Source organism: Pseudonocardia halophobica (assembly GCF_027922425.1).
GTDB classification, from domain to species: domain Bacteria; phylum Actinomycetota; class Actinomycetes; order Mycobacteriales; family Pseudonocardiaceae; genus Pseudonocardia; species Pseudonocardia halophobica.
On sequence record NZ_BSFQ01000001.1, the window covers coordinates 35,923 to 61,672 of the forward strand.

25 protein-coding genes and 1 tRNA gene are annotated in these 25,750 nt (G+C 73.9%); 13 read left to right on the forward strand and 13 right to left on the reverse strand.

Annotation, left to right across the window (positions count from 1 at the left end; genetic code table 11):
• Positions 1-306: a YbjQ family protein gene (locus PKE99_RS00185; protein WP_231498093.1), complete on the forward strand. Its 306-nt coding sequence runs from the start codon at positions 1-3 to the stop codon at positions 304-306.
• Here PKE99_RS00185 and PKE99_RS00190 read toward each other — a convergent pair.
• A complete protein-coding gene (locus PKE99_RS00190; protein WP_037042305.1) occupies positions 273-1,409 on the reverse strand; it encodes a threonine synthase in 1,137 nt (378 codons plus the stop codon). The genes PKE99_RS00185 and PKE99_RS00190 overlap by 34 nt on opposite strands.
• Before the next feature lie 198 nt (positions 1,410-1,607).
• On the opposite strand from PKE99_RS00190, the gene PKE99_RS00195 reads away from it, so the two are divergent.
• Positions 1,608-2,219 (forward strand): F0F1 ATP synthase subunit B, encoded by a 612-nt coding sequence (locus PKE99_RS00195; protein ID WP_156067320.1) that lies wholly within the window; start codon positions 1,608-1,610, stop codon positions 2,217-2,219.
• A gap of 65 nt (positions 2,220-2,284) precedes the next feature.
• Here the strand turns inward: PKE99_RS00195 and PKE99_RS00200 are convergent, their stop codons facing one another.
• The 3 genes from PKE99_RS00200 to PKE99_RS00210 form a co-directional block, all read right to left on the reverse strand.
• Complete coding sequence (locus tag PKE99_RS00200; RefSeq protein ID WP_051736997.1) at positions 2,285-2,965, reverse strand: hypothetical protein; 681 nt, start codon at positions 2,963-2,965, stop codon at positions 2,285-2,287.
• A 168-nt stretch (positions 2,966-3,133) separates the two neighbouring features.
• A tRNA-Ser gene (locus PKE99_RS00205) sits at positions 3,134-3,221 on the reverse strand.
• 40 nt (positions 3,222-3,261) lie between these two features.
• Complete coding sequence (locus PKE99_RS00210; RefSeq protein ID WP_051736996.1) at positions 3,262-3,753, reverse strand: MarR family winged helix-turn-helix transcriptional regulator; 492 nt, start codon at positions 3,751-3,753, stop codon at positions 3,262-3,264.
• 194 nt (positions 3,754-3,947) lie between these two features.
• On the opposite strand from PKE99_RS00210, the gene ypfJ reads away from it, so the two are divergent.
• Positions 3,948-4,886: a KPN_02809 family neutral zinc metallopeptidase gene (gene ypfJ / locus PKE99_RS00215; protein ID WP_037042304.1), complete on the forward strand. Its 939-nt coding sequence runs from the start codon at positions 3,948-3,950 to the stop codon at positions 4,884-4,886.
• Between the two features lie 18 nt (positions 4,887-4,904).
• Here ypfJ and PKE99_RS00220 read toward each other — a convergent pair whose 3' ends face one another.
• Together PKE99_RS00220 and PKE99_RS00225 are read right to left on the reverse strand one after the other, a co-directional pair.
• Complete coding sequence (locus PKE99_RS00220) at positions 4,905-5,210, reverse strand: DUF2695 domain-containing protein (protein WP_156067318.1); 306 nt, start codon at positions 5,208-5,210, stop codon at positions 4,905-4,907.
• A 95-nt stretch (positions 5,211-5,305) separates the two neighbouring features.
• The gene (locus PKE99_RS00225; protein ID WP_037042301.1) at positions 5,306-5,956 is read right to left on the reverse strand and encodes a GNAT family N-acetyltransferase; all 651 of its coding nucleotides are present in this window, start codon (positions 5,954-5,956) and stop codon (positions 5,306-5,308) included.
• Between the two features lie 56 nt (positions 5,957-6,012).
• Here PKE99_RS00225 and PKE99_RS00230 point away from each other — a divergent pair, with 56 nt between their 5' ends.
• The 6 genes from PKE99_RS00230 to PKE99_RS00255 all read left to right on the forward strand — a co-directional run bounded on the left by PKE99_RS00230 (position 6,013) and on the right by PKE99_RS00255 (position 10,720).
• The gene (locus tag PKE99_RS00230; protein WP_037042299.1) at positions 6,013-6,996 is read left to right on the forward strand and encodes an NAD(P)H-quinone oxidoreductase; all 984 of its coding nucleotides are present in this window, start codon (positions 6,013-6,015) and stop codon (positions 6,994-6,996) included.
• Between the two features lie 17 nt (positions 6,997-7,013).
• Positions 7,014-7,580, forward strand: coding sequence for a bacterial proteasome activator family protein (locus PKE99_RS00235; protein WP_037042297.1), 567 nt, complete (start codon positions 7,014-7,016; stop codon positions 7,578-7,580).
• A 75-nt stretch (positions 7,581-7,655) separates the two neighbouring features.
• Positions 7,656-8,528 carry a galactan export ABC transporter permease subunit Wzm/RfbD gene (gene wzm / locus PKE99_RS00240; protein ID WP_051736995.1) on the forward strand — a complete coding sequence of 291 codons (873 nt, stop codon included), beginning with the start codon at positions 7,656-7,658 and terminating at the stop codon, positions 8,526-8,528.
• Position 8,529: 1 nt separating this feature from the next.
• Positions 8,530-9,336: a galactan export ABC transporter ATP-binding subunit Wzt/RfbE gene (gene wzt, locus PKE99_RS00245; protein WP_037042295.1), complete on the forward strand. Its 807-nt coding sequence runs from the start codon at positions 8,530-8,532 to the stop codon at positions 9,334-9,336.
• Positions 9,333-10,256: a galactofuranosyltransferase GlfT1 gene (gene glfT1 / locus PKE99_RS00250; protein WP_037042293.1), complete on the forward strand. Its 924-nt coding sequence runs from the start codon at positions 9,333-9,335 to the stop codon at positions 10,254-10,256. Before wzt ends, glfT1 begins: the two co-directional genes overlap by 4 nt.
• Before the next feature lie 35 nt (positions 10,257-10,291).
• Complete coding sequence (locus PKE99_RS00255) at positions 10,292-10,720, forward strand: GtrA family protein (RefSeq protein WP_037042292.1); 429 nt, start codon at positions 10,292-10,294, stop codon at positions 10,718-10,720.
• 20 nt (positions 10,721-10,740) lie between these two features.
• Here the strand turns inward: PKE99_RS00255 and PKE99_RS00260 are convergent, their stop codons facing one another.
• Both PKE99_RS00260 and PKE99_RS00265 read right to left on the reverse strand, forming a co-directional pair.
• Positions 10,741-11,334, reverse strand: coding sequence for a DUF1707 SHOCT-like domain-containing protein (locus tag PKE99_RS00260; RefSeq protein ID WP_037042291.1), 594 nt, complete (start codon positions 11,332-11,334; stop codon positions 10,741-10,743).
• On the reverse strand, positions 11,331-13,055 hold the full coding sequence (locus PKE99_RS00265; RefSeq protein ID WP_156067316.1) for a hypothetical protein: 1,725 nt from the start codon (positions 13,053-13,055) through the stop codon (positions 11,331-11,333). Before PKE99_RS00265 ends, PKE99_RS00260 begins: the two co-directional genes overlap by 4 nt.
• Positions 13,056-13,140: 85 nt before the next feature.
• On the opposite strand from PKE99_RS00265, the gene PKE99_RS00270 reads away from it, so the two are divergent.
• The 3 genes from PKE99_RS00270 (at position 13,141) to dprE2 (ending at position 17,143) form a co-directional block, all read left to right on the forward strand.
• Positions 13,141-14,925, forward strand: a complete 1,785-nt coding sequence (locus PKE99_RS00270; RefSeq protein ID WP_037042288.1) for a hypothetical protein — start codon at positions 13,141-13,143, stop codon at positions 14,923-14,925.
• Positions 14,926-15,023: 98 nt separating this feature from the next.
• Positions 15,024-16,388, forward strand: a complete 1,365-nt coding sequence (gene dprE1, locus PKE99_RS00275) for a decaprenylphosphoryl-beta-D-ribose oxidase (RefSeq protein WP_037042286.1) — start codon at positions 15,024-15,026, stop codon at positions 16,386-16,388.
• Positions 16,388-17,143 carry a decaprenylphospho-beta-D-erythro-pentofuranosid-2-ulose 2-reductase gene (gene dprE2, locus PKE99_RS00280; RefSeq protein WP_037042284.1) on the forward strand — a complete coding sequence of 252 codons (756 nt, stop codon included), beginning with the start codon at positions 16,388-16,390 and terminating at the stop codon, positions 17,141-17,143. The genes dprE1 and dprE2 overlap by 1 nt, the downstream gene beginning before the upstream one ends.
• Before the next feature lie 21 nt (positions 17,144-17,164).
• On the opposite strand, the gene PKE99_RS00285 is transcribed toward dprE2, so the two are convergent.
• From PKE99_RS00285 to PKE99_RS00305, 5 genes are all read right to left on the reverse strand, one after another.
• Entirely contained in the window at positions 17,165-18,154 is a 990-nt protein-coding gene (locus PKE99_RS00285) for a putative endonuclease domain-containing protein (RefSeq protein WP_037042283.1), read from the reverse strand.
• Positions 18,155-18,303: 149 nt separating this feature from the next.
• Positions 18,304-18,957 carry a nitroreductase family protein gene (locus tag PKE99_RS00290; RefSeq protein ID WP_037042598.1) on the reverse strand — a complete coding sequence of 218 codons (654 nt, stop codon included), beginning with the start codon at positions 18,955-18,957 and terminating at the stop codon, positions 18,304-18,306.
• Between the two features lie 40 nt (positions 18,958-18,997).
• The gene (locus PKE99_RS00295; protein ID WP_051736994.1) at positions 18,998-19,699 is read right to left on the reverse strand and encodes a class I SAM-dependent methyltransferase; all 702 of its coding nucleotides are present in this window, start codon (positions 19,697-19,699) and stop codon (positions 18,998-19,000) included.
• Between the two features lie 49 nt (positions 19,700-19,748).
• On the reverse strand, positions 19,749-20,876 hold the full coding sequence (locus tag PKE99_RS00300; RefSeq protein ID WP_037042281.1) for a glycosyltransferase family 4 protein: 1,128 nt from the start codon (positions 20,874-20,876) through the stop codon (positions 19,749-19,751).
• The gene (locus tag PKE99_RS00305; RefSeq protein ID WP_156067314.1) at positions 20,869-22,338 is read right to left on the reverse strand and encodes a lipopolysaccharide biosynthesis protein; all 1,470 of its coding nucleotides are present in this window, start codon (positions 22,336-22,338) and stop codon (positions 20,869-20,871) included. The genes PKE99_RS00300 and PKE99_RS00305 overlap by 8 nt, the downstream gene beginning before the upstream one ends.
• A gap of 223 nt (positions 22,339-22,561) precedes the next feature.
• Between PKE99_RS00305 and PKE99_RS00310 the strand changes: the two genes are divergently transcribed.
• A complete protein-coding gene (locus PKE99_RS00310) occupies positions 22,562-25,747 on the forward strand; it encodes an arabinosyltransferase domain-containing protein (protein WP_197040511.1) in 3,186 nt (1,061 codons plus the stop codon).
• The last annotated feature ends 3 nt before the right edge of the window (positions 25,748-25,750 follow it).

A 25,750-nucleotide genomic window follows, 5' to 3' on the forward strand; every position in this document is an offset into this window, starting at 1 on the left:
ATGAACGACGTTCCGGGGCACCGGATCACCCAGGTCCACGGCGAGGTCTTCGGGCTCACGGTGCGCTCGCGCCACGTCGGCTCGCAGCTCGGCGCGGCCTTCAAGTCGCTCGCCGGCGGCGAGCTCAAGGGCATGACGAAGAACCTCGAGGCCAGCCGCGAGGAGGCGATCGACCGGCTCACCCGGGCCGCCGAGGCGCACGGGGCCAACGCCGTGGTCGCGATGCGCTTCGACACCACGGAGATGGGCGACACCTGGTCCGAGGTGTGCGCCTACGGCACGGCCTGCTCGGTCGAACCCGCCTGAAGCAGCTCCGCGACGGCGTCGGCGGCCTTCAGCCCCGAGCCGGTCAGCACGGCGACCACCCGCTCGCCGGGGTGCAGCACGCCGCGGTCCCGGAACGCCCGGACCGCGGGGACGACCTGCGCGCTCGTCGGCTCGGCGTAGAGGCCGCGGCGGGCGAGCTCCAGCGTCGCCGGGCCGATCTCCTGTTCCGGCACGGCCACCATCGCGCCGCCGGAGGCGCGCACGGCCGCGAGCACCTCGCGGTCCCGCACCGGCTGCGCGATCGCCGTGCCCTCGGCGATCGTGCGGGGCCAGGCGGCGGGCGCGACGGCGTCGGACCCCGCCTCGAAGGCCGCGACGAGCGGGCTGCAGTGCCGCGGCTGCGCGACCAGCAGCCGGGGCCGGCGGTCGATCGCGCCGGCCGCGAGCAGCTCGCCGAAGCCCAGGTGGCAGCCCAGCACGAGGCTGCCGGCGCCACACGGGAGGACGACGGCGTCGGGCGCTGCGAAGCCCAGGTCCTCCCAGATCTCGTAGGCCAGCAGCTTCGTGCCCTGCAGGAAGAACGGATGCCAGTTGTGGCTGGCGTAGAAGACCTCGGCCGAGCGGCGGACGGCCTCGTCGGCCGTGGCCTGCCGGCTGCCCGGGACGAGGTCGACGGTCGCCCCGTGTGCGCGGCTCTGCCGGATCTTGGCCGGTGAGGTGGACTCCGGCGCGAGGATCGTGGCCGCGATCCCGGCCGCCGCGGCGTAGGCGGCCACGGACGAGCCGCCGTTGCCGCTGCTGTCCTCGAGGATCGCGGGCACGCCCTGGGCGCGAAGCACGGAGAGCATCACCGAGCTGCCGCGGTCCTTGAAGCTGGCCGTGGGGTTGAACCACTCGAGCTTGAGGCCGAGGTCCACGTCGTCGACCCGGTGGGGCAGCAGCGGGGTGAGGCCCTCGCCGAGCGTCACGGGCTCCAGCGGGAGGGGCAGGGCCGCGGCGTAGCGCCACTGCGAGCGCACGGCCGGGTCGACCTCGTCGCGGGTGATCCCCGGCAGCGGCTCGACCAGGAGCGGGGAGCCGTCGTCGCCGCGCCAGCGCGGCTCGTCGAGCGGGTAGCGGCGGCCGGACCTGTCGAGGAGCATCGCCCGCCATCCTGGCGCACCCGCGCGTGGACGCCGGGCTCGGCCGCCACCGTCCGCACCCGTGACGGCCGGCGGGATCCGGGCGCCGGAGGAGCGGGAGGACACACCGCAGGGGCTCGACCTGACCCGGGTGGTAGTGGCGCGGACCCGGTCCGGCAACATAACGTCGTACCCGGATCGACGACCTCAGGGGGCCGTATGTCATCGCAGGGCTCGGGCAAGCACTCGGCCGTGGCGGCGGTGGTGTCCGCCATCGTGGCGGTCGGACTGCTCGCCCTGCTGTTCCTCGTGGTCACCGGCTTCGCCCCGCCGCTGGGCGCGAGCGGCGTCGAGATGATCGTCGGCCTGGTCGGCTTCGGGGTGCTCTACTGGCTCCTGGCGAAGCTCGTCTTCCCGCAGTTCGAGAAGCTCTACGCCGAGCGCGAGGACCGGATCGAGGGCGGCCTCGCCCGCGCCGAGGAGACCCGCAACCAGGCGCTGGAGCTCAAGCAGCAGTACGAGGAGCAGCTCGCCGAGGCCCGCGCCGAGGCCGCGCGCATCCGCGACACCGCCCGCTCCGAGGGCGCCGAGGTCAAGGCCGAGCTGCGGGCGGAGGCCGAGCAGGACGCCGCCGCCATCCGCGCCCGCGCCGCCGACGAGATCGCCACGCAGCGGGCCACGGCCGCGCAGGCCCTGCACGCGGACCTGGGTGCGCTCTCGACGCAGATGGCCGAGCGGATCCTGGGCAGCACGCTGTCGGACCGCGGCTCCTCCGCGATCGACCGCCACCTGGCCGAGCTCCAGGGCTCGCAGCGCTCCGCCACGAACTGAGTTCGCCGTCTTCGGACCCCGCCGCACTCGGTGCGGCGGGGTCCGGTCGTTCTCGGGCCTCGCGGTCAGGGACTGCGCCGTTGCGCGCGGCCGGGTTCCGCCTGGTCGGTCGCGGTACCGGCCCGCGGGAGGAGGCCCGCGACGGCGCAGGCCAGGAAGCAGAGGGCGCCGGCCGCGGTGGTCCAGTTCGCCGCGGCCAGGTCCAGCATCGAGCCCGTGCCGGGGACGACGTACCCGGCGACCGCCGCGATGCCGAACAGGATGCAGCCGAGCAGGTTGACCCCGGGCTGCCACCACCCGCGCCCCTGCCGCACCGGGAGCAGCCCGTGGCGGGCGGAGGCGCGGTAGGCGATCGCGCCCGAGACCAGGAAACAGACCGAGCCCACGGCGTCCGGGCGCCAGACGAGCCGGTCGTAGAGCGGGTCGTCGAGCGTGACCAGCAGCGCCCGGAAGGTCGTGACGTTGAACGACAGCGTCCCCACCCACTGGACCGTCGCCGCCCACCACGCGGCGCGGCCCGCGCCCGGCTCGTCCCGCCCCGGCGCCGCCAGCACGGTCTGCAGCGTCCCGCCCGCGGTGAAGAACAGCGACGCGACGAAGAACGTGAGCGCGTCCGCCTGTGGCCCCACCAGGTCGATGTAGCCCGGGAAGGGGCCGAGGACGAAGCCGACCGACCCTACGGCGAACGCCGCGGCCATCGCATGCCCCAGCCTGACCGCGGGGCGCTCGCCGGATCCGGCCGTCATGCGGGCCAGTCCAGCGGGTGTACGCGGTCGCGGGATCACCCCTCGGGGAGGAGAGGTGGCGGAGCGTCCGCCGGGCCAGTATCAGGTTTTCACGTCTCGGTGCACGGGGCGCGTCGACTACGCCGCGGCGCACCTGCTCGACGACGCCCGGGTGAGCGGACTCCGGCCTGGCGGAAGCGGAGGGATTCGAACCCCCGGACACTCTCGTGTCTCTCGCTTTCAAGGCGAGTGCATTCGGCCGCTCTGCCACGCTTCCGTCGGGCAGCCTAGCGGCTGGCCGTGGAGCCGGGTCGCCGCTACGAGCACTCCCGCAGGCCGGCGGCGACGCGCTCCATGAAGACGGCGGCCTGGGCCCGCTCCTCGGCGTCGAGCAGGTCGACGACGTACTTGCGCACGCCGGTGACGTGGGTCGGCGCGGCGGCGACGAGGCGCTCGTAGCCGTGCGGGGTGAGGGTGGCGAAGATGCCGCGGCCGTCGGAGACGTCGCCGTCCCGGCGCACCAGCCCGGCCTTCTCCATCCGCGTGATCTGGTGGGACAGCCGCGACTTAGACAGCGCCAGCACGTCCGCGAGGGCGCTCATCCGCATCCGGTGACCGTCCTGTTCGGACAGCATGACGAGCACGCCGTAGTCGCCGTGGGAGAGGCCGTGGCCCTCCTGGAGATCACGGTTGAGCCGGTTCTCCAGCAGCGTCGAGGAGAGGATCCAGGCGCGCCAGAACCGTTGCTCGCTCTCGTCCAGCCACGGGGTGGAGGACGCCTCCGGCTCATCCGACGCGTGATCCGTCACGACTCCGCACCCTACTGGGGGGCCTCGGGCCGGTGGTTCCGCGATGCGTCGCCGCCCGTCCGGCTCCGGGCCCCGGCCGCCCGGTGCGACCGTCCGGCCGGGCGCGCGCGTGATGTCGCCCCCGCCGGCCCGGTGTGATGGGATCTCGTCGTCGGTCCGCGGGGCACCCGCCGGGCCCCGGGGGAGGAGCACGGATGCGGTTCGACGAGAACGCGGACCTGGACACGTCGAACATCGACGACCTGCGCGGATCCGGCGGCGGCGGGGTGGGCGGCCGGGTCGCCCTCGGCGGCGGCGGCCTCGGGATCGTGGGTCTCCTCGTCTTCTTCCTGCTCTCCTCCCTCAGCGGGGGCGGGGGCGGCACCTCCGGCGGCTTCGCGCTGCCGGGCGGGCTCTCCGGGCTGCCTGCGGGCCAGAGCGCGGACAACACGCAGATCGCCGAGAGCTGCCGCACCGGCGCCGACGCCAACTCGAACCTCGACTGCGAGGTGACCGCGGTGGTCAACTCGCTCGACGGCTACTGGTCCGACGCGTTCGCCCGTGCCGGCCAGACCTACACCCCGCCCCGCACCAACTTCTTCTCCGGCCAGGTCAGCACCGGCGGGTGCGGCAGCGCGACCTCCGACGTGGGGCCCTTCTACTGCCCGGGCGACTCCGAGGTCTACATCGACCTCACCTTCTTCCAGGAGCTCGAGCAGCGGTTCGGCGCCCAGGGCGGTCCCTTCGCCCGCTCGTACGTGATCGCGCACGAGTACGGGCACCACATCCAGAACCTGCTCGGCACCAACCGCCAGGTCCGCTCCGGTGACAGCGGCCCGACCTCCGGCTCGGTGCGGCTGGAGCTGCAGGCCGACTGCTATGCCGGGGTGTGGGGCAACCACGCCACCACGACCCCGACGGCCTCGGGCCGGCCGCTGATCACCGACGTGACCGACGCCGACGTGGCCGCCGCCCTCGACACCGCCTCGCGCATCGGCGACGACTACATCCAGAGCAACCTCGGCGGCGGCCGCGTCGACCAGAGCCAGTTCACGCACGGCAGCTCGGCCCAGCGGGAGAAGTGGTTCACCACCGGCTACGACACCGGCGACCCCGCCCGCTGCGACACGTTCAGCACCAACAACCTGGGCTGAGCCGCCACCGCACTCCGGTCACTCCCGCTCCAGGACCTCGAGCGCCTCGCAGTCGCACCGGGCCCCGAGCGCGCACAGGCCGCCCTCCAGCGGGTCCCACGGAACGCGGTGCGTGCGCGCCCAGCGCCGCGCCTCGCGCAGAGAGCCGTCGCAGCTGCGCACGGCGAGGCGGGCGGCGAGCCGGCCGCGCAGGGCGTCGACGTGCCCGGCGCACACACCGAGCACCACGCAGACGACCCGCTGCCACGCGGAGGCGGGCGGGGTGTCGGAGGAACCGGGGAGTGCGGTCCGGTCGGGCTCGGGGTCACGGCCGTGAGTGGTCATGGCCGCACGGTCGGCCGCGGCACCGACGCTCCCGGCGCCCCGGACCGGGACTGCGCCGGAGTTGTCCACAGGATCAGGGACCTGTGGACAACTCCTCACGCCGCGCCGAGCAGTCCGGCAAGCTCCGGGCCGTGCCCCTCGACGACCAGGTCCCAGCCCGGCCGCGCGAACCGTTCCGCGGTCAGCCGCAGCCGCACGTTCTCCACCGGCTCCCCGCGCGGCGCCACGATCGAGATCCCGTCGCGCACGTAGCCGAGCTTCTCCGACACCCGCAGCGAGGCCACGTTGTCGGCGAACGCGTCGGAGCGGGCGTGCCGGGCGCCGAGGTGGTCGAACGCGTAGCCGAGGATCGCCGCCCGCATCTCCGTCCCGAACCCGCGTCCCTGGTGCTCCCGGCCGAGCCAGGAGCCCGAGTCCACCTCGCGCCGGGCGGCGAACCGGGTGGTCGTCAGGCTCTGCACCCCGATCACCCGGCCCTCGTGCCGCACCAGGAAGTGCAGGGCCCACGCCTCGGGCGCGAACCGGGCCCGTTCGGACCAGTAGTACTGCAAGGAGCCGCGGCCCATGTAGCGCGGATCCGCGTCCGTCCACGGCACGAGGAAGGGCATCCGCTCCGGCGGGTGGACGCCCGCGTAGGCGACGTCGACCAGCTCGGCCAGGCCCGCGTCGTCGTCGGGGCGGAGCTCGAGCCGCGGGGTGCGCAGGACGAGGTCGCGCTGTGGCCAGTGCCGCACCGTTCCCACCATGGCGCAGCAGCCTGCCGGACTGCGTCCGCCGCGACGACGGAATAGCGTCCACGGACATGTACGCGATCACGGTGGCGGAGCCGGGCGGCCCGGAGAACATGCGGTGGACCGAGGTCGAGGACCCGGAGCCGGGCCCCGGCGAGGTGCTGCTCGACGTCGTCGCCACGGCGGTCAACCGGGCCGACCTGCTGCAGCGGCAGGGGAACTACCCGCCGCCGCCCGGGGCGTCGGACATCATCGGCCTGGAGTGCTCCGGCCGGATCGCCGAGCTCGGCGAGGGGGTCACGGGCTGGTCGGTCGGCGAGGAGGTCTGCGCCCTGCTCGCGGGCGGCGGGTACGCGCAGAAGGTCGTGGTGCCGGCGGCCCAGCTGCTGCCGCAGCCCGAGCGCGTGGACCTGGAGACCGCCGGCAGCCTGCCCGAGGTGGCCTGCACGGTGTGGTCGAACGTCGTCGACCGGGCCGGCCTGGCGGCGGGCGAGACCTTCCTGATCCAGGGCGGCAGCAGCGGCATCGGCACCCATGCGATCCAGGTGGCGAAGGCGCTGGGCGCCCGCGTCGCGGCCACGGCCAACCCCGCGCGGTTCGACGTCTGCCGCGAGCTGGGGGCCGACATCGTGATCGACTACAACGCCGACGTGCCGGAGGAGCTGAAGAAGGCCACGGACGGCCACGGGGCGGACGTCATCCTCGACAACATGGGCGCCAAGGGACTCAAGGCCAACGTGGCGGCCCTCGCGCCCGACGGCCGGCTGATGATCATCGGGATGCAGGGCGGGGTGAAGGCCGAGATCAACATCGGCGCGCTGCTGGCCAAGCGGGGCAGCGTCGCGGCGATGGGCCTGCGCGGGCGCCCGGTCGAGGGGCCGAACGGCAAGGGCGCGGTCGTCGCGGGCGTGCGCGAGCAGGTCTGGCCGCTGCTCGGCGACGGACGGGTCAAGCCGGTCGTGCACGCCCGTTTCCCCTTGTCGCAGGCCGCCGAGGCGCACCGCACGCTGGAGGCCGGCGGCGTGGTGGGCAAGCTGCTGCTGGTCGCCGAGTAGGCGGGCATGATGGGGACATGACGGCACCAGAGGACAACGACGGACAGCAGCAGGTCATGGTGATCGGGCCCGACGGGCGCCCGGTCGGCATGGCCAGCGTGCCGCAGTCGGAGATCCGCCAGGCCGACGGCGACGACGGCGAGCAGGGTGGCATCGGCAGCATGGTCGAACAGCCGGCCAAGGTGATGCGGATCGGCACCATGATCAAGCAGCTGCTCGAGGAGGTGCGCGCCGCACCGCTCGACGAGGCCTCCCGTGCCCGGCTCCGCGAGATCCACGAGAACTCGATCAAGGAGCTCGAGGAGGGCCTCGCCCCCGAGCTGCGCGAGGAGCTGCACCGCCTCTCCCTGCCGTTCACCGACGACGTGACCCCGAGCGAAGGTGAGCTGCGTATCGCCCAGGCCCAGCTGGTGGGCTGGTTGGAGGGTCTCTTCCACGGCATCCAGACGGCACTGTTCGCCCAGCAGATGGCCGCGCGGGCGCAGTTGGAGCAGATGCGCCGCGGGCTCCCCCCGGGCATCGGCGGCCAGCTTCCGGGCCAGGTGCCGGAGGGCGGCGGGCGCGGCACCGGCCAGTATCTCTAGAGCGTCGTCCGTGCAGGTCGCGCCCGGCGGACCACCGCTCGCGGCCGGAGGTTCACCCGTCGGTACCCTCGTCGGGTGGCCGTGACCGTGGACGACAGCACCGCCGGGCGGGCGCGCCCGGTGATCGCCGACGCGCCCGGCTCGCGGAGCTGGGCGCGCGCGTTCGGCGACCTGCGCCAGGGCTGGCAGCAGCGGGCCCTCTGGGGCCACCTGGGCTGGCAGGACATCAAGCAGCGCTACCGCCGCTCCGTGCTCGGTCCGCTGTGGATCAGCATCAGCATGGGCGTGATCGCCCTCGGCCTGGGCCTGCTCTACTCGCTGCTGTTCGGGCTCCCGCTGGCGACCTTCCTGCCGCACGTCGCCGTCGGCCTGCTGATCTGGAACTTCATCTCCGGCTGCGTCCTCGAGGGCAGCGAGGTCTTCATCGCCAACGAGGGGCTGATCAAGTTCCTCCCGGCCCCGCTGTCCCTGCACGTCTACCGGCTGGTCTGGCGGCAGACGCTGTTCTTCCTGCACAACATGGTCATCTGGGTGATCCTGATGATCGTCTTCCCGCACCCGCTGGGCTGGTCGCTGCTGCTGGCGATTCCCGCGTTCGCACTGCTCGCGGTCAACGGCGGGTGGATCGCGATCCTGTCCGGCATCCTCGCCACGCGGTTCCGGGACATCCCGCCGATCATCGCGAGCGTCGTCCAGCTCGTCTTCTACCTGACGCCGATCGTCTGGTCGGTCGACATCCTGTCCGGCAACCCCGCCGTCCAGGAGCGGGCCCGACTGGTCGAGATCAACCCGGTCTTCCACTTCCTGGAGATCCTGCGCCGGCCGCTGCTGGGCCAGGAGACGGTGTGGCGGTACTGGTACGTGGTCCTGGCGATCACCGTGATCGGCTGGTCCGTCGGGCTCCTCTGCATGCGCAACTACCGGGCCCGCGTGGCGTACTGGGTGTGAGATGAACGAGCCGAGCATCGATCTCGACGCCGCCTGCGTCGACTTCCCCATCTTCGACGCCAAGACGCGGTCGCTGAAGAAGTCCGTCCTCGGCCGTGCGGGCGGCCGGATCGGCACCGAGGCGAAGGTGCCGATCATCGAGGCGCTGCGGGACATCACCATCGCGCTGCGCAAGGGCGATCGGGTCGCGCTCGTCGGCCACAACGGCGCCGGCAAGTCCACGTTGTTGCGGCTGATGTCCGGCATCTACGAGCCCACCCGGGGCCGGGCGGCCGTGCGCGGCAAGGTCGCACCCATCTTCGACCTCGCCGTCGGGATGGACCCGGAGATCTCCGGCCTGGAGAACATCATCATCCGCGGGCTCTTCCTCGGGATGACCCGCAAGGAGATGGAGTCCCGGGTCGACGACATCGCCGAGTTCACCGAGCTCGGCGACTACCTGTCGATGCCGCTGCGCACCTACTCGACGGGCATGCGGGTGCGGCTCGCGCTCGGCGTCGTGACCAGCATCGACCCCGAGATCCTGCTGCTCGACGAGGGCATCGGCGCGGTCGACGCCGAGTTCCTCGCCAAGGCCCGCGACCGGCTGAACGAGCTGGTCGAGCGCTCCGGCATCCTCGTGTTCGCCTCGCACTCGGACGAGTTCCTCGCCGACCTCTGCGACACCGCGATCTGGATGGAGCACGGCACGATGCGCGAGTACGGGCCGCTGCGGGAGGTGCTGCACCACTACAAGGGGCGGGACGTCCTCGCCGACCACCCCGTCCACGGCCTGCAGCGCCAGGCCCACGAGGACGCCGCCTCGTGAGCGAGCCGCTCCCCCCGGGGTCGGTCGTCGCCGTCGTCGTCACGCGGCACCGCAGCGAGCTGCTGGTCGACTCGCTGGCCGCACTGGCCAAGCAGACGCACCCGATCGCGCACCTCGTCGTCGTCGACAACGGCCCGGACCGGCCCGCGCGCGAGGTCGTCGAGGCCGCCGGACTGCCGGCCACCTGGCTGCCCTCCTGGCACAACCTCGGCGGCGCCGGCGGGTTCGCCCTCGGCATCCTGCACGCCCTCGCGATGGGGGCCGACTGGGTCTGGCTGGGCGACGACGACGGGCACGCCGGCGACGAGGCCGCCCTGGCCACCCTCCTCGACCTCGCCGAGCGGCGCGGGCTCGCCGCCGTCTCGCCGGTCGTCGCGGACAAGGCCGAGCCGGACCGGCTGGCGTTCCCGCTGCGCCGCGGCCTGACCTGGCACCGCACCCGCCCCGCGCTGCTCGCCGCCGACCCCGAGGGCGACCAGGAGCTGCTGCCCGGCATCGCGTCCTTCTTCAACGGGGCCCTGTTCCGGGCGTCGACGCTCGACGTCGTGGGCGTGCCGGACCTGCGGCTGTTCGTCCGCGGCGACGAGGTCGAGACCCACCGTCGGATGCTGCGCTCCGGGCTGCCCTTCGGCACCGCTCTGCAGGCCACCTACCTGCACCCGCAGGGCGGCGAGGAGTTCAAGCCGATGCTCGGCGGGCGGCTGCACGCGCAGGACCCCGAGGACCCGACCAAGCGCTACTACACGTACCGCAACCGCGGGTTCCTCATGAGCCAGCCGGGGATGCGCCGGATCGGGCTGCTGGAGCTGCCCCGGTTCGCCTGGTACTTCCTCGTCACGAAGAAGGACCCGCGCGGGTTCCGGGACTGGCTGCGGCTGCTCAACCAGGGGCGCGCCGAGCGCTTCCACCGCGCCCCCTGAGCGGCGGCCACCGGGTGCGTCGCTACCCTCGACGCGTGACCGCGACCGAGCCCGAGGCGACTCCCGCCCCCGCCGGCCACGGGCTCGTCGGCCAGCTGATCCGGTTCGCGGTGGTCGGCGTGCTGTCGGCGGCCGTCGACTTCGGGATCTACCACCTGCTGCTGGCCCTCGACGCGCCCACCTGGCTCGCCCGCGCGATCAGCTTCATCTGCGGCACCACCACCGCCTACCTGCTGAACAAGCGGTTCACCTTCGGCGACGCCGCCGGCGGCCGCGGCCGGCTCGCCGGGTTCGTGCTGCTCTACGCCACGACCTTCGGCATTGCGGTCGGGGTGAACGCGCTGGCGCTGTACCTGCTGCCCGAGGTCGCGTTCAAGGCCTCGATCGCCTGGGTGATCTCGCAGGGCACCGCCACCGCGATCAACTTCGTGATGCTGCGGACCGTGGTGTTCCGGGCCCGGTGAGCTGAGGCACGGGCGCGAGGCTAGAAGGCGAGGCCGCCCAGCCGGTAGCGCTGCCGCACGGTCACCGAGCCCATGCCGGCGCGCCCGTAGACGCGGAAGTGCGGAGCGCCCCGGCGGGCCGCGGCCGGCACCTTGCTGCGGACCGTGCCCATGCCGGCGACCAGGCCGTCGACGTCCGCGGTGGCACCGTCCGGCACCAGCAGGCGGGCCGAGCCCGCCCCGAGCTCCAGCTCGACCTCGATCACCGGGTGGGTGAGCTCGGCGTCGGTGAAGTCGAGCAGCACCGCGCCCATCGTGCTGTGCACCCGCAGGCGCGCCGGGACGACCCAGCGGCCCGTGCGGCGCAGCGAGCCCATCCCCGTGCGCAGCACCATCGGCGGGCCGACCGGGGTGGAGAGCGCGGTGGGCTGCATGACGTCGAGCGGCTCGCCGGGGAGGTCCGCGAGCGGCGGGACGAGATCGGAGGCGTAGCGCGCCGCGTAGACCACGGCGAGGCGCTCCTCGAGCTCGGCCACGGTGATCCGGCCCTCGCCCAGCGCCGTGTGGAGGCGGGCCGCGGCCCGCTCCCGGTCGGCGTCGGAGATCCTGATCTCCGGGCGGGGTGGAACGGTCACCCGTGCAGGGTAGCGGCCAGCGGGAACGCCCACGCCCCCTCCAGCGGCACGCCCTCGGATCCGGTGACGCGCCGGGTCCAGTCGAGGACCGGGGTCGGGTCCTCCCCCGGCCGCGGTGTCACCAGGACCACCGTGACGCCGACTTCGCGCAGGTCGCGAGCCGCTCCGGCGGGGTCGGGCGGCGCAGCGAGCGTCGGCCACTCCTGTGCGAGGGCCGCGCCGGCCTGGTAGCGGTTCCACGGCGACTGCAGGAGCAGCGGATGGTCGGCATCGGCGCCGAGGAAGTAGCCGCCGCTGAGGCGGTAGCCGAAGCCCGACGCGATCTGGGCACGGAGTGGATCGGCGCCGCCGTACCAGTCGCCGGTGATCCGGGGCCAGGTCTCCACCACCTGTCCCGCGAGCTGTGGATGAGCCGGTACGGCCGCGGAGGTGGTGCGCTGCGCGTCGGCCGGGATCCAGGACATCGCGGCGACGACGGCGACCAGCGCGACGGGCCGCGGGACGCGGTCGAGCGCGAGACCGGCCAGCACCGCGACGGCCAGCGTGACCACCACCTGCAGCCGGACCGGCTCGACCTCGCCCAGCAGCGGCACCTTCACGAGGGCACGCCAGGGCAGGGGGACGCCGGTCGGCTCCCCCGCCACGAACAGCTGCGGCCCGAGCTCGAGGACCCAGGCGACGGCCCCGACCGCGGCGGCGATCCCGGCCGCGGTCCCGCACGTCAGCACGGTCAGCAGGAGCAGCAGCAGGACCGCGACCCCGAGGTAGCCGCCCTGCTCCCCCAGGTTCCCCTGCATCCCGATCGGGGCGGGCACGGCCCGGATGGCGGTGAGCCAGGTGGGGGCGATCGTGTTCGCGAGGTCGGCGCTGCCGTACTCGGGTGAGCGCAGTGGCGCCCGCGGGCGAGCAGGCCCGGCGAGGAGCAGGTACACCGCGTACCCGGCGAGGACGGCGAACACCCCGAGGCACGAGACCCCGGCCTCGACCAGCGCGGGAAGCCGGTCGGCAGCGCGTCCCGGGTAGCGGACGGCGAGCACCATCGCCAGCACGACCAGCATCAGGACGCCGATCGCGAGCGTCTGGGTGTAGAGCCAGGTCTGCGCCGCCAGCGCGAGCCCGGTGAGCGCGCCGAGCAGCCAGGGCCGGCGGAGGTCGCGCACGAACAGCCGGTGGGCGAGCGCCAGCAGGACCGGCGGCAGCACCGCCCAGACGAGGTTGAGGTGCCCGGCCTGCAGGTGGGCGACCATGAACGGGGAGAAGGCGTAGAGCGCCCCGGCGGTCGCACGCGCGACCCGCGACCGCACGATCCCACCCAGCGCGGCCGCCGCGGCCACCCCCGACACCACCGGCCCGAGGACCATCCCGCCGTTGAACGCCGCCGTCGCGCCCGCGGTGAGGGTGACCGGCGCGAGGAGCACGCCGAGCAGCGGGACGGCCGTGTTCCACAGCGCGTTGACCCCGACCGGGTAGTGCTGCAGGTCCGTCACCAGCGGGTTCGTTCCGGTGGTGAGCGCGTGCGCGGTGTGCGCGAGCCACCACGTGAAGCCCGTGGCGTCGGTGGACGTCCGCCCGATCGCGCTGCCCGCGAAGTCCCCGAGCGCACGGTGCTGCAGGAGCAGCGAGATCGCGAGGTAGACCAGCGCGGCGACCCCGAGCCACCCCCGCCCACCCCGCTCCGCCCGCACCGCAGCGCTCGGCGCGGCGAGAGGTGGGGCGGGCACGGGCGGCAGGGTGGCACAGGTGGGCGACTCGGCGAACACGGAGCGTCGGGACCGTCCCGGCCGCGATCCGTGCCAGGCTGCTCCCATGCACCTCGCGTCCGCGGGAGCTCGACACGCCGCACCGCGGACGCAGTGGACGGCGCCGCGGCGCTCCTCGCCGTGGGGGCTGCCCGCCCTCGCACTGGTCTACCTGGCGTGCTCGCTGGGCCTGTACCACCGGGTCCTCGGCGACCTGACGGCGTCGACGGTCGGCTGGGCCTCCTCGGACAGCCACCAGTTCACCTGGTGGCTCGAGTGGTTCGTCCACGCCGTCTCCACCGGCGCGAACCCCCTCTACACGATCTACCAGCACTATCCGTACGGCGTGAACGGCATGTGGAACGTGCCCGTACCCGTTCTCGCCGCGCTCCTGGCCCCCGTCACCGCGACCGCAGGCCCGGTGGTCGCCTTCAACGTCGGGATGATCCTGGGGCCGGTCGCGTCCGGTGTCGCCTTCGTCGCCGCGACCCGCCGGCTCGTCCCGAGCCTGATCGCGCGCGGCGTGGCCGGCGGCCTGTACGCCTTCTCGCCCTTCGTCGTGGCGCACGCCTCGGTGGGTCACCTGAACCTGGTGTGGGCGTTGTTCCCGCCGCTCCTCATCTGGTTCATCGACAAGGCCCTGCTGCGGCACGACGCCACGCCCTACCGGACCGGGGCGGCGTTCGGCCTCGGCCTGGCTCTCCAGACCGGGCTCTACACCCAGACCCTGGCGGTCGGTGCGGTGGCTCTGCTGGTCGCGGCGCTCGTGCTCGCACTGCGACATCCCGCTCTGGCCCGCCCCAGGGTGCCGACGCTCGCCCGGTCGACACTGTCCTGCCTGGTCGTCTACTTCGTGCTCTGCGCCTATCCCCTCTACCTGCTGCTCGGCGGCCCGGGCCGACCACAGGAGCGCATCCGGCCGCCGGACGCGACCACGGCCGACGCCGCGAACCTCCTGGTCCCCTCGTCCCTCACGGCGATCCGGATCGATCCGGCCGACTACGCCGGGCGGCTGGCGCTGCACCCGGGCGAGCAGGGTGGCTACATCGGGCCCGCGCTGCTCCTGCTGGTCGCTGCGGCCCTGATCGTCGGACGTCGTCGCGAGGCCGCCAGGTCGGCCGGCCTCGTCGCCGCGATCCTGGTCATCCTGTCCTTCGGCCTCCACCTCGTCGTGCTGGGCGACGTACGCCTGCCGGTCATGCCGTGGCGACTGCTCCTCGACGTGCCGCTGCTCGGGGAGGTCGAGCCGGTCCGGTTCCAGATCTTCATCGCGGCGTGCCTGGCCCTGATCGTGGCGCTCTGGGTGGAGGACCTCGCCGACCGACCTCGGCCGGCCACCTGGTGGGCCGCCGTCGGGCTGACCGTGCTCACCGTGGCGAGCTGGTTGCCCGCGACGGACGCGGTCCGCACCGTGCACACCCCCGTGCCGACCTTCTTCACCCACTCGGCCGCCCGGACGCTGGGGCCGGGAGCGGTGGTCGAGACCGTCCCGCGCGCGACGGGAGCGTGGGAGGGAGGCGCCGGTCCGCTGCTGTGGCAGGCGGAGTCGGGCATGGCCTACCGCACCACGGGCGGCTACTTCATCGGGTCGGAACCGGGGGTCCCGCTCCTGCTCCAGGGCCAGGTCAACGCCTACCAGGCCGGCGTGGACGCGATCGTCGAGCGCGGCGCCGATCCCGGGTCGCCGGACACCGCCCGTCAGGATCTGGTGCGGCTCGGCGTGAGTGCGATCGTCGTGGCACCGCAGGAAGGGCGGTCGATGGACCCCCGGGTTCTCGAGTGGACCCGCGTCGTCAGCGGCGACCCCGGCCGGCAGGTCGACGACGTGGCCGTCTTCCGGCTGGCCCGGTGAGCCGGGGTGCCGACACCTCGTGACCGGCGTCTCCACCCGGCTTCCCCGACCCGGGTCGGTCCGGGAGGCCGGGCGGAGCGTCGGTAGCCTGGCTCCCGATGACCAGCCCAGCCAGCGAGACCCGGTCCCTCCACGGGTGGGGGCGCACGGCGCCCACCGTGGCCACGGTGATCACGCCCCGGACGCCGGAGGAGGTCGCCGCCGCGGTGAAGGCCGCGGGCCGTCGCGGGATCATCGCCCGCGGCCTCGGCCGGTCCTACGGCGACCCGGCGCAGAACGCCGGCGGCACCGTGCTCGACATGACCGGGCTCGCCCGGATCCATTCGATCGACGCCGACTCGGGCGTCGTCGACCTCGACGCCGGCGTCTCGCTCGACGCCCTCATGCGGCGCGCGCTGCCCTTCGGGCTGTGGGTGCCCGTCCTGCCCGGGACCCGGCAGGTCACCATCGGCGGCGCGATCGGCGCGGACATCCACGGCAAGGCGCACCACGTCGTCGGCTCCTTCGGCAACCACGTCGAGGCGATGACGATCGTGCTGGCGGACGGCTCGATCCGCGAGCTCACGCCCGAGGGGCCGGAGGCCGAGCTCTTCTGGGCCACCGTCGGCGGGATGGGCCTGACCGGCGTGATCGTGCGGGCGCGACTGAAGCTGCACCACGTCGAGACCGCGTACTTCAAGGTCGACACCGAGCAGATCGACAACCTGGCCGAGCTCATGGCGCGCCAGACCCAGGACGACGAGAAGTACGCCGAGTCGGTCTCCTGGTTCGACGCCGTCACCACGGGCGAGCACTTCGGCCGCGGCCTGCTGACCAGGGCGAACCACGCCACGCTCGCGGACCTCACCCCCAGGCAGCGCCGGAACCCGCTGAAGTTCGACGCGCCGCAGCTGCTGACCGTCCCCGACGTCTTCCCGCCCGGGATGCTCAACCGCGTCACCGGCCGGCTGTTCAGCGAGCTCTGGTACCGCAAGTCCCCCACGAAGCTGGGCGCGATCCAGAACATCACCCAGTTCCTGCACCCGCTCGACATCGCGGGCGAGTGGAACCGCGGCTACGGCCCGCACGGCTTCCTGCAGTACCAGTTCGTGGTGCCGCTGGAGCGCGGCGACGTGATCCGCACCGTGCTGGAGCGGATGACGGAGGCCGGCCAGGTCTCGGCGCTCAACGTGCTCAAGCGGTTCGGCGAGGGCAACCGGGCCCCGCTGTCCTTCCCCAAGCCCGGCTGGACGCTCTGCGTCGACATCCCGATCGGACCCGGCCTGGGCGAGCTCTGCGAGGAGCTCGACCGGATCGTGCTCGACGCCGGCGGCCGGCACTACCTGGCCAAGGAGTCGCGGACCACGCCGGAGGCGATCCGGCGCGGCTACCCGCGGCTCGAGGAGTGGCGCAAGGTGCGCGCCGCCGTGGACCCCGCGGGCGTCTTCGCCTCCGACCTCGCACGACGACTGGAGCTCATCTGATGATCGATGCCGTGGGCAACCCGCAGAGCATCCTGCTGCTGGGCGGGACCTCGGAGATCGGGCTCGCCGCGGTCGAGGCCTTCGCCTCCGACCGGCCGATGCGGGTCGTGCTCGCCGCGCGGCCGTCGCAGCGGCTGGCGGACGCGAAGGCGCGGCTCGAGGCCAGGGGTTGCGCCGTCGAGACCCTCGACTTCGACGCGACCGCGCTCGACACCCACACCGCCGTCGTCGACAAGGCGTTCGCCGAGGGCGACGTCGACGTGGCGATCGTGGCGTTCGGCCTGCTCGGGGACAACGAGGAGGCCTGGACGGACGTCGCGAAGGCCGTCGAGCTCGCGCAGGTCAACTACACCGCGGCCGTCTCGGTCGGGGTGGCGCTCGGCGACCGGCTGAAGCAGCAGGGCCACGGCTCCCTGGTGGCGCTGTCGTCGGTCGCGGGCGAGCGGGCGCGCCGGTCGAACTTCGTCTACGGCTCCACCAAGGCGGGGCTCGACGCCTTCTACACCGGCCTCACCGAGGCGCTGCGGCCCTTCGGGGTCACGGTCACCGTGGTCCGGCCCGGGTTCGTGCACACCAAGATGACCGAGGGCCTCAAGCCCGCCCCGCTGTCGACCACCCCGGAGGCGGTCGCGGAGGTCATCGTGCACGCGGTGCGCACCAAGCAGGAGCTGGTGTGGGCGCCCGCCCCGCTGCGCTTCGTGATGTCGGCGCTCCGGCACGTCCCGCGGCCCGTCTTCCGTCGCCTCCCCCTGTGAGTGCCGACTGCCCCTAGAGGGTCACTTGGCACTCACGACCCCCTCTGAACAGCGGAAACAGGTACTCCCACCGAGATCGCGGCGGTACCTGCGAAGCACCGCCGACACCTCGGCCGCCACCTGGCACGGCCGGCTGGACACCTCGACCCAGCCGAAGACCAGCCGCGACCGCCCGGCCAGCTCCGCCGCGTTGTCGCGACGGCGGTCGCGCAGCGCCGTCTCGGGCTGCAGGTGGGTCCTGCCGTCGAGCCGGACGGTGAGGGGGACGCCCGCGTCGTCGTACGTCACGTCCTCGTAGAGCGTGCGCCCGTCGACCAGGGCGGGGACCTGACGACGGCCGGCGGGCAGACCGTGAGCCTGCTCGACGTCGACGGCGTAGCACTCCTCGAGCACCGACTGCACGCCGCCGGCGATCAGCCGCACCGCCTCGTCGAGCGCCTTCCGGTAGCGGCGGGGTGGACGCTGCTGCAGCCGCCGCCACACCGTGCCGGCCCCGACGCGCCCCGTCCCGATCAGGTCGGTGAGCCTCTGACGGGCGGCACGGGCGGTCGGCTCCTCGACGGCGACGTCGATCGCCGCGTCGGCACGGCCCGTCACCGGCGGGTCGGTGCCGACCACGATGTGCGCGTGTGCCCGTGAGCGATGCACCACGACATGTGGCCGCTGGGAGACCGCCGAGCAGCCGTACCTGACGGTGATGTGCACCGGACCCGGCTGCGGAGGCATCAGACCCCACCGCTCCGCGGCGGTGCGGTGACTGAGCACGGCACTCGCGCCGCCGTAGAGCAGCGCGGCGCGGAGGCGAGCCTCCTCGGGCAGGGGTCCGGTGAAGGTCGCGTAGACGCGCGGGAGGACGCGCTGCCACCGGCCGGCGTCCAGCTGGTTCAGCAGGTGCTTCTGCGTGAGGCCGAAGTCGCGGAGAAGTTGGCCTGCGGTGACGAGGCCGTGCTGGGCGGCGAGCACGGCCTCCCAGTCGGGGTGGTCGGTCGGACGCGGCGAGAGGTGCGGCATGCGGACAGGGTCCGGGCAGGTGCCCTCTCCGCGGACCGTTTCGGAGAAAGAGGGCACCGGGAACCGCGCACGGCTCTCCTCGCGTTTCCGCAGCTCAACCGGGGTCGTGAGTGGCAACTGCCCCTCTAGGGGCAGTTGCCACTCACGGGTTACCAGGTGTCGACGTGCAGGACCTCGTCGAGAGGCTGGCGCGGGGCGGGCTTGAAGTCGGTGCCCTTGGTGTAGGCGACCGGGAGCAGGACGCCCTGCTTCACCGTGCCCGGGACGCCGAGCAGCTCGGCGACCTCCTTCTCGTAGCGCAGGTGGAGGCTGGTCCAGGCGCTGCCCAGGCCGCGGGCGCGCAGCGCGAGCTGCAGGCTCCACGCGGCGGGCAGCAGCGAGCCCCACAGCCCGGCCTGGTTGCCCGCGGGCAGCTCCTCGGTGCCGGTCTCGATCGCCCCGATGATCAGCACCGGGACCTCGGCCATGACCTCGGCCAGGTACTCCGCGCTCGACGCCACGCGCTTCTGCGTGGCCTCCCGCGCGGCGTCGCCCGCCGGGTGGTTGGCGGCGTAGCCCGCCGAGTTGCGGTAGGCGTCGAAGGAGCGGGCGTAGAGGTCCGCGACGGCCTTCCGCTTGGCCGGGTCGGTGAGCACGATCCAGTGCCAGCCCTGCTTGTTGCTGCCGCTCGGCGCCTGCAGCGCCACCTCGAGGCTCTCGCGCACCACCTCGAGCGGCACCGGTCGCTCCAGGTCGAGGCGTTTGCGCACCGAACGGGTGGTCGTCAGCAACTGGTCGGGATCCAGCGGGAGCAGCTCTGCCATGCCCCCGATCATGCCCCGCGGACCGGGGAACCGGCAGCGCTCAGGTGCCCGAGTTCTCCACGACGAAGATCGAGCTCTCGCCCTCGCCCGGGTTGAGGAACAGCCGGCCCGCGCAGAACTGGACGAACGAGGGCACCGCGCGGAGGTCGAGGAACCGCGGCAGCCGGCCGTACGGGACGTCCCAGAGGCCGTCGGAACCCTCGCGGACGATCGTGAACCCGCCGTGCACGAGGAACTTCCGCCATTCCTCGTGCGACTTCAGGTTGACGTGCGTGGGGTCGGCGAAGCCGTTCCACTTCTCCCCCGCGAGCGCGTGCCCGCGGCCGGCCGGGTCGGGCATCGCCACCAGCGCCCGCCCGCCGGGGACGAGCACCCGCCGCCAGGTCTCGACGGCGGCCGTGGCGGTCTCGTCGTCGAGATGCTCGAGGACGTGGATCGCCGTGAGGCCGCGGAACCCGTCCGTCGGCAGGTCCTCGGGCGACGTGTAGACAGGGCAGCCGGGCGCGGTGCGGCGCGCGACCTCGGCCGACCAGGCGGAGACCTCGACGCCCGACGCCGGGCCGTGCTCGGCGAGCCGGCGGACCAGGTGCCCGGTGCCGCAGCCGAAGTCCAGGTACGGGCCGCGGCCGACGTACCGCAGCACCATCTTGACGTACCAGCGCAACGCGGGCCGGTCGCCCGCCTGGCCGTTCTCCGCGTAGTAGGCCTCGTCGTAGTGGTCCGGTCCGAACGACGTGCTCATGGGACGTACTCAGTGCTCATCGGACGTACTCAGGGCTCATCGGAAGTACTCAGCGTCCCCTTCGCGCATGCTTGTCGAACAGCACCTCGTAGGCGTCGAGCACGCCGTCGACCGAGAACGCCCGGCGCGCGGCGTCGGCCCCGGCCTCCCGGTCCGGCGGGTCGGCGAGCAGGCGGCGCATCGCGGCGGCCAGCGCCTCGGTGTCGGCCTTCGGGGCCAGCGTGCCGAACCCGGTCTGCGCGACCGGCTGCCGGACGCCCGGGATGTCGCTGGACAGCACCGGGACGCCGGCGAGCATCGCCACGGCCTGCACGATCCCGAACGCCTCGAACGCGTTGACGGACGGCAGGCTGAACAGGTCGAGCGAGGCGTAGAAGTCGCCGATCCGCTCCTCGGGGACGAACCCGAGCAGCCGGACCCGGGGGTCGTCGCCGATCGCGGCCCGCACCTGCTCGACGACCGACCCGCCCGCGACATGCGTGAAGTCGCCGCCGATGAGCAGCCGGGCGTCGGGGTCCTCGAGCGTCCGGAACGCGCGGACCAGGTACTCCAGGCCCTTCTCGCGCACGATCCGGCCGAGGAACCCGATGTGCGGCCCGTCCGTCTCGCGGTAGGTCGGCTCGCCCCGGGGCGGCGCGTGGCACGGCGGCGGGATGGACTCGACGGTCGGCGCGATCCACGGCCACATCCGGCTGTGCCGGCCGTAGTCCTCGCTGGTCACCGCCACGGCTCCGGCCCGGCGCATGGCCCGCCGGTTCGACGCGTCGACGACCTTCCGCTGCACCGTGTTGACCAGCCCGGGCGGCAGGGTGACGTCGCAGTGGTACGTCGCGACGATCGGCGCCGAGGTGAACTGCGCGATCGCCCCGGCCTCGAGCATCGGCAGGTGCAGGTTGACCACCCGGGCGCGGTTCGCGGTGGCGACGGCGAGCCGCACGAACTCCGGGCTCACCACGCCGCGCCCGAGCCGGAGCAGCACGGGGGCGCGCAGCACCCGGACGCCGTTGATCTCCTCCTCGCGCGGGAGGTCGGCGTCGTACCGGCTGGTCACGACGGTGACGCGGCGCCCGCGGGCGGCCAGGCCCTCGGCGATGTCCCGGGCCATGTTGGTCAGCCCGGAGACGTAGGGCGCGTAGTAGGTGAGCGCGACGACCAGGTCGTCCTCGCGGTCAGACACGGGTCAGCTCCCTGTTCCGGGTCCGGGACAGCATCAGGACCGTGCCGACCACCCACCCGACCGTCGAGCCCAGCACGAACGCGAGTTCGGCGCTGAGCAGCAGGTCGGGCACGACGAGCACGGTGACGACGGCGACCACGACGCCGGACAGCCAGGCCCAGGCGACGTGCGAGTGCCGGACGGACGCCACGAGCACCTGGGTGACCAGCACCATGCCCAGGTAGGCGGCGACGCCGACGGACAGCAGGGCCATGTCGAACGCGCCGAGGCGGTAGCCCTGCCCGAAGACGAGGCCGACCAGCCACGGCCCGATGGCGTAGCCGAGCCCGAACGCGACGACGGCCAGGGCGAGCAGACCCGCGCTGAGCCGGAGGGTGACCTTCCGCAGGACCGCCCGGTCGCCGCCGTGCAGCAGGCGGGTGAGCACCGGCAGCAGCGCCGTCTGCAGCGGGACCATGAGGAAGAGCGGGATCCGGGCGAGGGTGTAGCCCGCGACGAACCGCCCGGCCATGTCGGCCTGGGCCAGGTCGCGGGCGAGCAGCGGGACCAAGATCGGCGGACCGTTGAGCAGCAGCTGGGCGCACAGCGAACCGAGCAGCAGCGGGAGCACGGCCCGCCGTACGCCTCTCGGGGTCATGGTGGCGTCGCCCAGGTCCGGGACGCTGCCCATCCGGGTGCGTCGCCGGGCCAGCGCGAGCAGCTGCGGCCCGTGCGCCAGCAGGATCGCGAGGACCAGCGTCCAGGCGAAGATCGAGCTGTCGGGGTCGGCGATGAGCAGCGCGACCGCGCCGGCGAGCGCGACCCGCAGCACGGTGTCCCAGAGCATGACCAGGGCGTGCCGGTCCATCCGGTCCATGCCGATCAGCGCCCCGCGCATCACGAACTGGCCGGCGGAGGCGATGCACAGCACGGCGAGCGCGGCGATCGTCCAGACCTCGCCGCCGAACGCCCGGACCAGCACCGGCGACAGCGCCAGCACCACCACGACCTCGGCCGCGGCGAGCAGCAGCGCGGTGAACAGCGAGGCGTGCAGCACACGGCCGGGCCGGTCCGGCACCTGCATCAGCCGGGCGGTCTCCTGCTCGATCGGGAGGAACACCCCGAAGCCGACGACCAGGGCGATCGACCAGAAGGCGCCGAAGTAGGCGTACTCCGCGGCGGGGAGGCTCCGGGCGATGATCGCGAGGTAGCCGTTGACGAGCAGTCCGGACCCGATGATGCCGAGCCCGACCAGGCCGAGCGACCGCGTACGGGAGCGCGTCGTCGGAGTCAGGGCTCTTCCCCTTCCTGCGGACGACGTGCGGGCGGGTACCTGTGGGACGTCTGAGATTGGCGTGACTCTACCGGGCGGGTACCCGGGGGTCCCGGGACCAACGCCCCGGAAACGGCCGTCGGTTACCGGACCGCAATCATGCCCCGACCCCTCCGCGGCGGGTTGTTCGGGTGCCCGGACGGGTGGCATGACACTCTCGTTGCCGGCCAGGACGAGTGAGGAACCGAGGACTGACGACGTGGGATCGCCGCCGGAGACCAGCGGAGCGGACACCGGGACCGACACCGGGACCGCGACCGGGTCGACCGAGGGAACGGCCGTGTCGCCCGGGTCCGCGCCGGCGGCCCCGCCGGAACCGTCGACACCGACCCCGTCGGGACCGGACGCCGGGGCAGAGGCCGTCGCGTCGCCGGTGACCGACCCCGATCCGGCACGTCCGCCCCGCGACCTGGGCCGCGTCGACCCCACCGTGCGCCCGGAGCGTGAGTGCCCGGCGTGGCCGACCCGGCGCCCGCCGCGGCTGCCGTTCGACCTCCTGGCCGGCCTGTTCGGCCTGCTCGCGCTGGTGTGCGCCGCCGCGCTGCCCTTCGCGCCGGTGAGCGTGAGCACCCCCACCGTGTCCTGGCCGCAGCGCGCCACGGCGCCCGAGCCGACCACGCTGCTGCTGACCTCCTACCGGCCGTTGACCCTCGACGTCCGGGTGAGCTGCGACGCCGTCCGCGCGGCCGCCGGCACCACCGACCGGATCGTCGTCGCCACGATGCGGCCGGACTCCGCCGCCGCCGGGGCCGCGGGCCTGGTCGTGACGGCCACCGGGACCCCGGAGTCGCCCGGTGTCCGGGTGGCCGCGGTCGGCCGGGTCCTCCTCGACGCCCCGGTCCCGGGCGGGAGCTGCCGCTACACCCTCCACTCCGACGGCGACGGCACCGTGCTCGACCTCGACGGCGACCGGCTCGCGTCGGCCTTCGGCGCCACCGTGCCCGACGTCGACCTGCTCACCACGTCGATCTCCGCGCTGCCGGGCCCCGGGGACCTCGGCGTGACGATGCGCGTCGACGACGAGATGGCGAGCAGCCCCACCCCCGCCAAGACGGCGCTGACGTGGCTCACGGGGCTCCTCGCGGTGGCGGCGGTGCTCTGCCTGGTGCTCGTCGACCGCCGGGAGCCGCGGGAGAAGCGCCCGTGGAGGCTGCGTCCGCCCGCGCTCGTGGACCTGCTGGTCCCGGCGCTGATGACGCTATGGCTCTTCCTCGCCCCCAGCACGGACGACGACGGCTACTACGCGGCCATGGCCCGCAACTTCCGCGCGTCGGGGTTCGTGGGCAACTACTACCAGCTCTACGACCAGAGCTTCGTCCCGTTCACGTGGTTCTACCACCTGCTGGCCTGGTGGCAGACCGTCGCCGGCGACTCCGCGCCCGCCCAGCGCGTCCCGGCCCTGGTGTTCGGGCTGATCGCCTGGGCGGCGGTGCGCCGGTTCACGGCGACCGCGCTGCGCGAGACCGCCCCGGACCGCTGGTGGATCCGGTCGCTGTCGCGGACCGTGCTGGGTGTCGCGTTCCTCGCGTGGTGGCTGCCCCTGGACATGGGCGTGCGGCCGGAGAGCGCCGTGACCGTCGGCGGAGCGCTGGCTCTGCTCGGGGTCGCCGTGGCCGTGCGCCGGTCGCGGCTCTCGGTCGCCTGGCTCGCGTTCGTCGCGGCCGCGGCCGGATTCGCGGTGCACCCGACGGGCTTCACCGCGCTCGCGCCGATCGTCGCCGGGCTGCCGGCGCTGTGGCGGCTGGTCCGGACGGGCGGAATGGTCCGCACGCTCGCCCGCGCCGTCGCCGTGGTGTCCGGGGCGGTCGTGGCCTCGCTGCTCGCCTTCGCCGACGGCGCCTTCCGCGACTTCCTGCACGGCCAGGAGATCTTCCTCGGGATCCAGGACCAGAACGACTGGGCCGACGAGATCCAGCGCTACAACTTCCTGCTCTCGGACATCGCGATGGGCTCGTACGCCAAGCGCGTCGCGGTCCTGGTGACGATCGTCGCGCTGCTGTGGTTCGCGGTGCTGTTCGCAGCGGCCCGGGCGCGGCGGATCCCGCTACCGTGGCCGCTGGTGTTCTCCGGCTGCACCGCCGCGCTGGCGTTCCTGCTGCTCTGGCCCACCCCGTCGAAGTGGACCCACCACTTCGGGGCGCTCGCCGGCACCTGCTCGGTCTTCCTGGCGTTGCTGGTCGTGCTCGGGATCCCGGTGGCCCGGCGGCTCGAGGCGCGGTTGCCGGTGCCGCTCCTGGTGGCGATCGCGGGGTCGTTCGTGCTGGCCCTGGCGCTGGCCGGGCACGGGCCCAACGCGTGGCCGTACACCTGGCTGGTCGGCGTCCGGCGGCCGGAGCTCGCACCGGCGGTCAACCTCGTCGAGTTCGGCGACCCGGTGTGGTGGGTCCTCGGCCTCGTCGTGCTCGTCGGCCTCCTGGCCCTGGGCGCACGCCTGCGCGGCACCCGCGACCTGCGGCTGCACCTGCTGCGGGCGGTGCCGGCGATGGTGGTGCTCGGCCTCCTGGCCAATGTCGTGTACCTGGTCGGGACGTTCGGCCTCGCCGTCGACCGGACGAACGGGTCGTGGTCCTTCTGGGGCGACAACTTCCGCGATCCCGGCGCGACGGACTGCAACGCGGCCCGCGCCGTGCGCGTCCTCGATCCGGCGGGCGCCCGGGCCCTCACCCCGGCCACCGGGCTGCCCGCACCGGCCGAGCCGCAGGGCTTCGCGGAGAACGGCTTCCCGCGCGGCGACGGGCCGCCGCTGCCCGCGGGCGAGGGGATGTTCGACCGGGCGTGGGGCAGCTTCGTCGCTCGGGACGGGGCGCCGGAGTGGACGACCGGCCAGGTCACCACGCCCTGGTGGGACCTCCCGGCGCTGCCCGCCGACGGGTCCGCCGAGGTCGCCGTGCTCGCCTCCGGCACCCTCGGCGACGGCAACTCGCTGGTCGCCGAGTACGGCCGGCGCGGCGCCGACGGCACCGTCCGGACCGTGGACACGGTGCCGCTGACCGACACCGCCTCGGACACGACCTGGCGTACCTTCGCGCTGCCCGATGCCGGCGGCCAGGCCGACCTCGTCCGGCTCACCGCGGTGGACCGCAGCGGCGGTGTCGGCGGTTGGCTCGCCTTCACCGCCCCGGCCGTGGCACAGCAGGTGCCCCTGCGCGAGGCGCTCCCGGCGGGTCCGGTCGCGCTGTCGTGGCAGGTGGCCTTCCAGTTCCCGTGCCTACCGCTGCCCCGGGTGGCCGACGGCATCACCGAACCCCCGCGCTCCGCCGTGGTGTGGGGCGATCCGTCGCTCGGCGGCTTCGCCGACGCGACCTGGCAGCCCTTCCGCGGCGGCCTGTTCGGGCAGGTCCGGCGCATCTCAACGGGCCTGCAGCTGGCCACGACCCTCGACGGCGTCCCGGAGGACGAGCGCCACCTCGAGGTCTACCTCTTCGCGCCGCCCTATCCCGACGACGCCTACGACCTCACCCGCGGCGAGCGCGTGACGGGCGGGGGGAACGCCGGCTCGGACGCCCCACCGCGGCCGTCCACCCCGGAGGCGGAGCGGGCCGACCGCGACGACTCGTGAGCC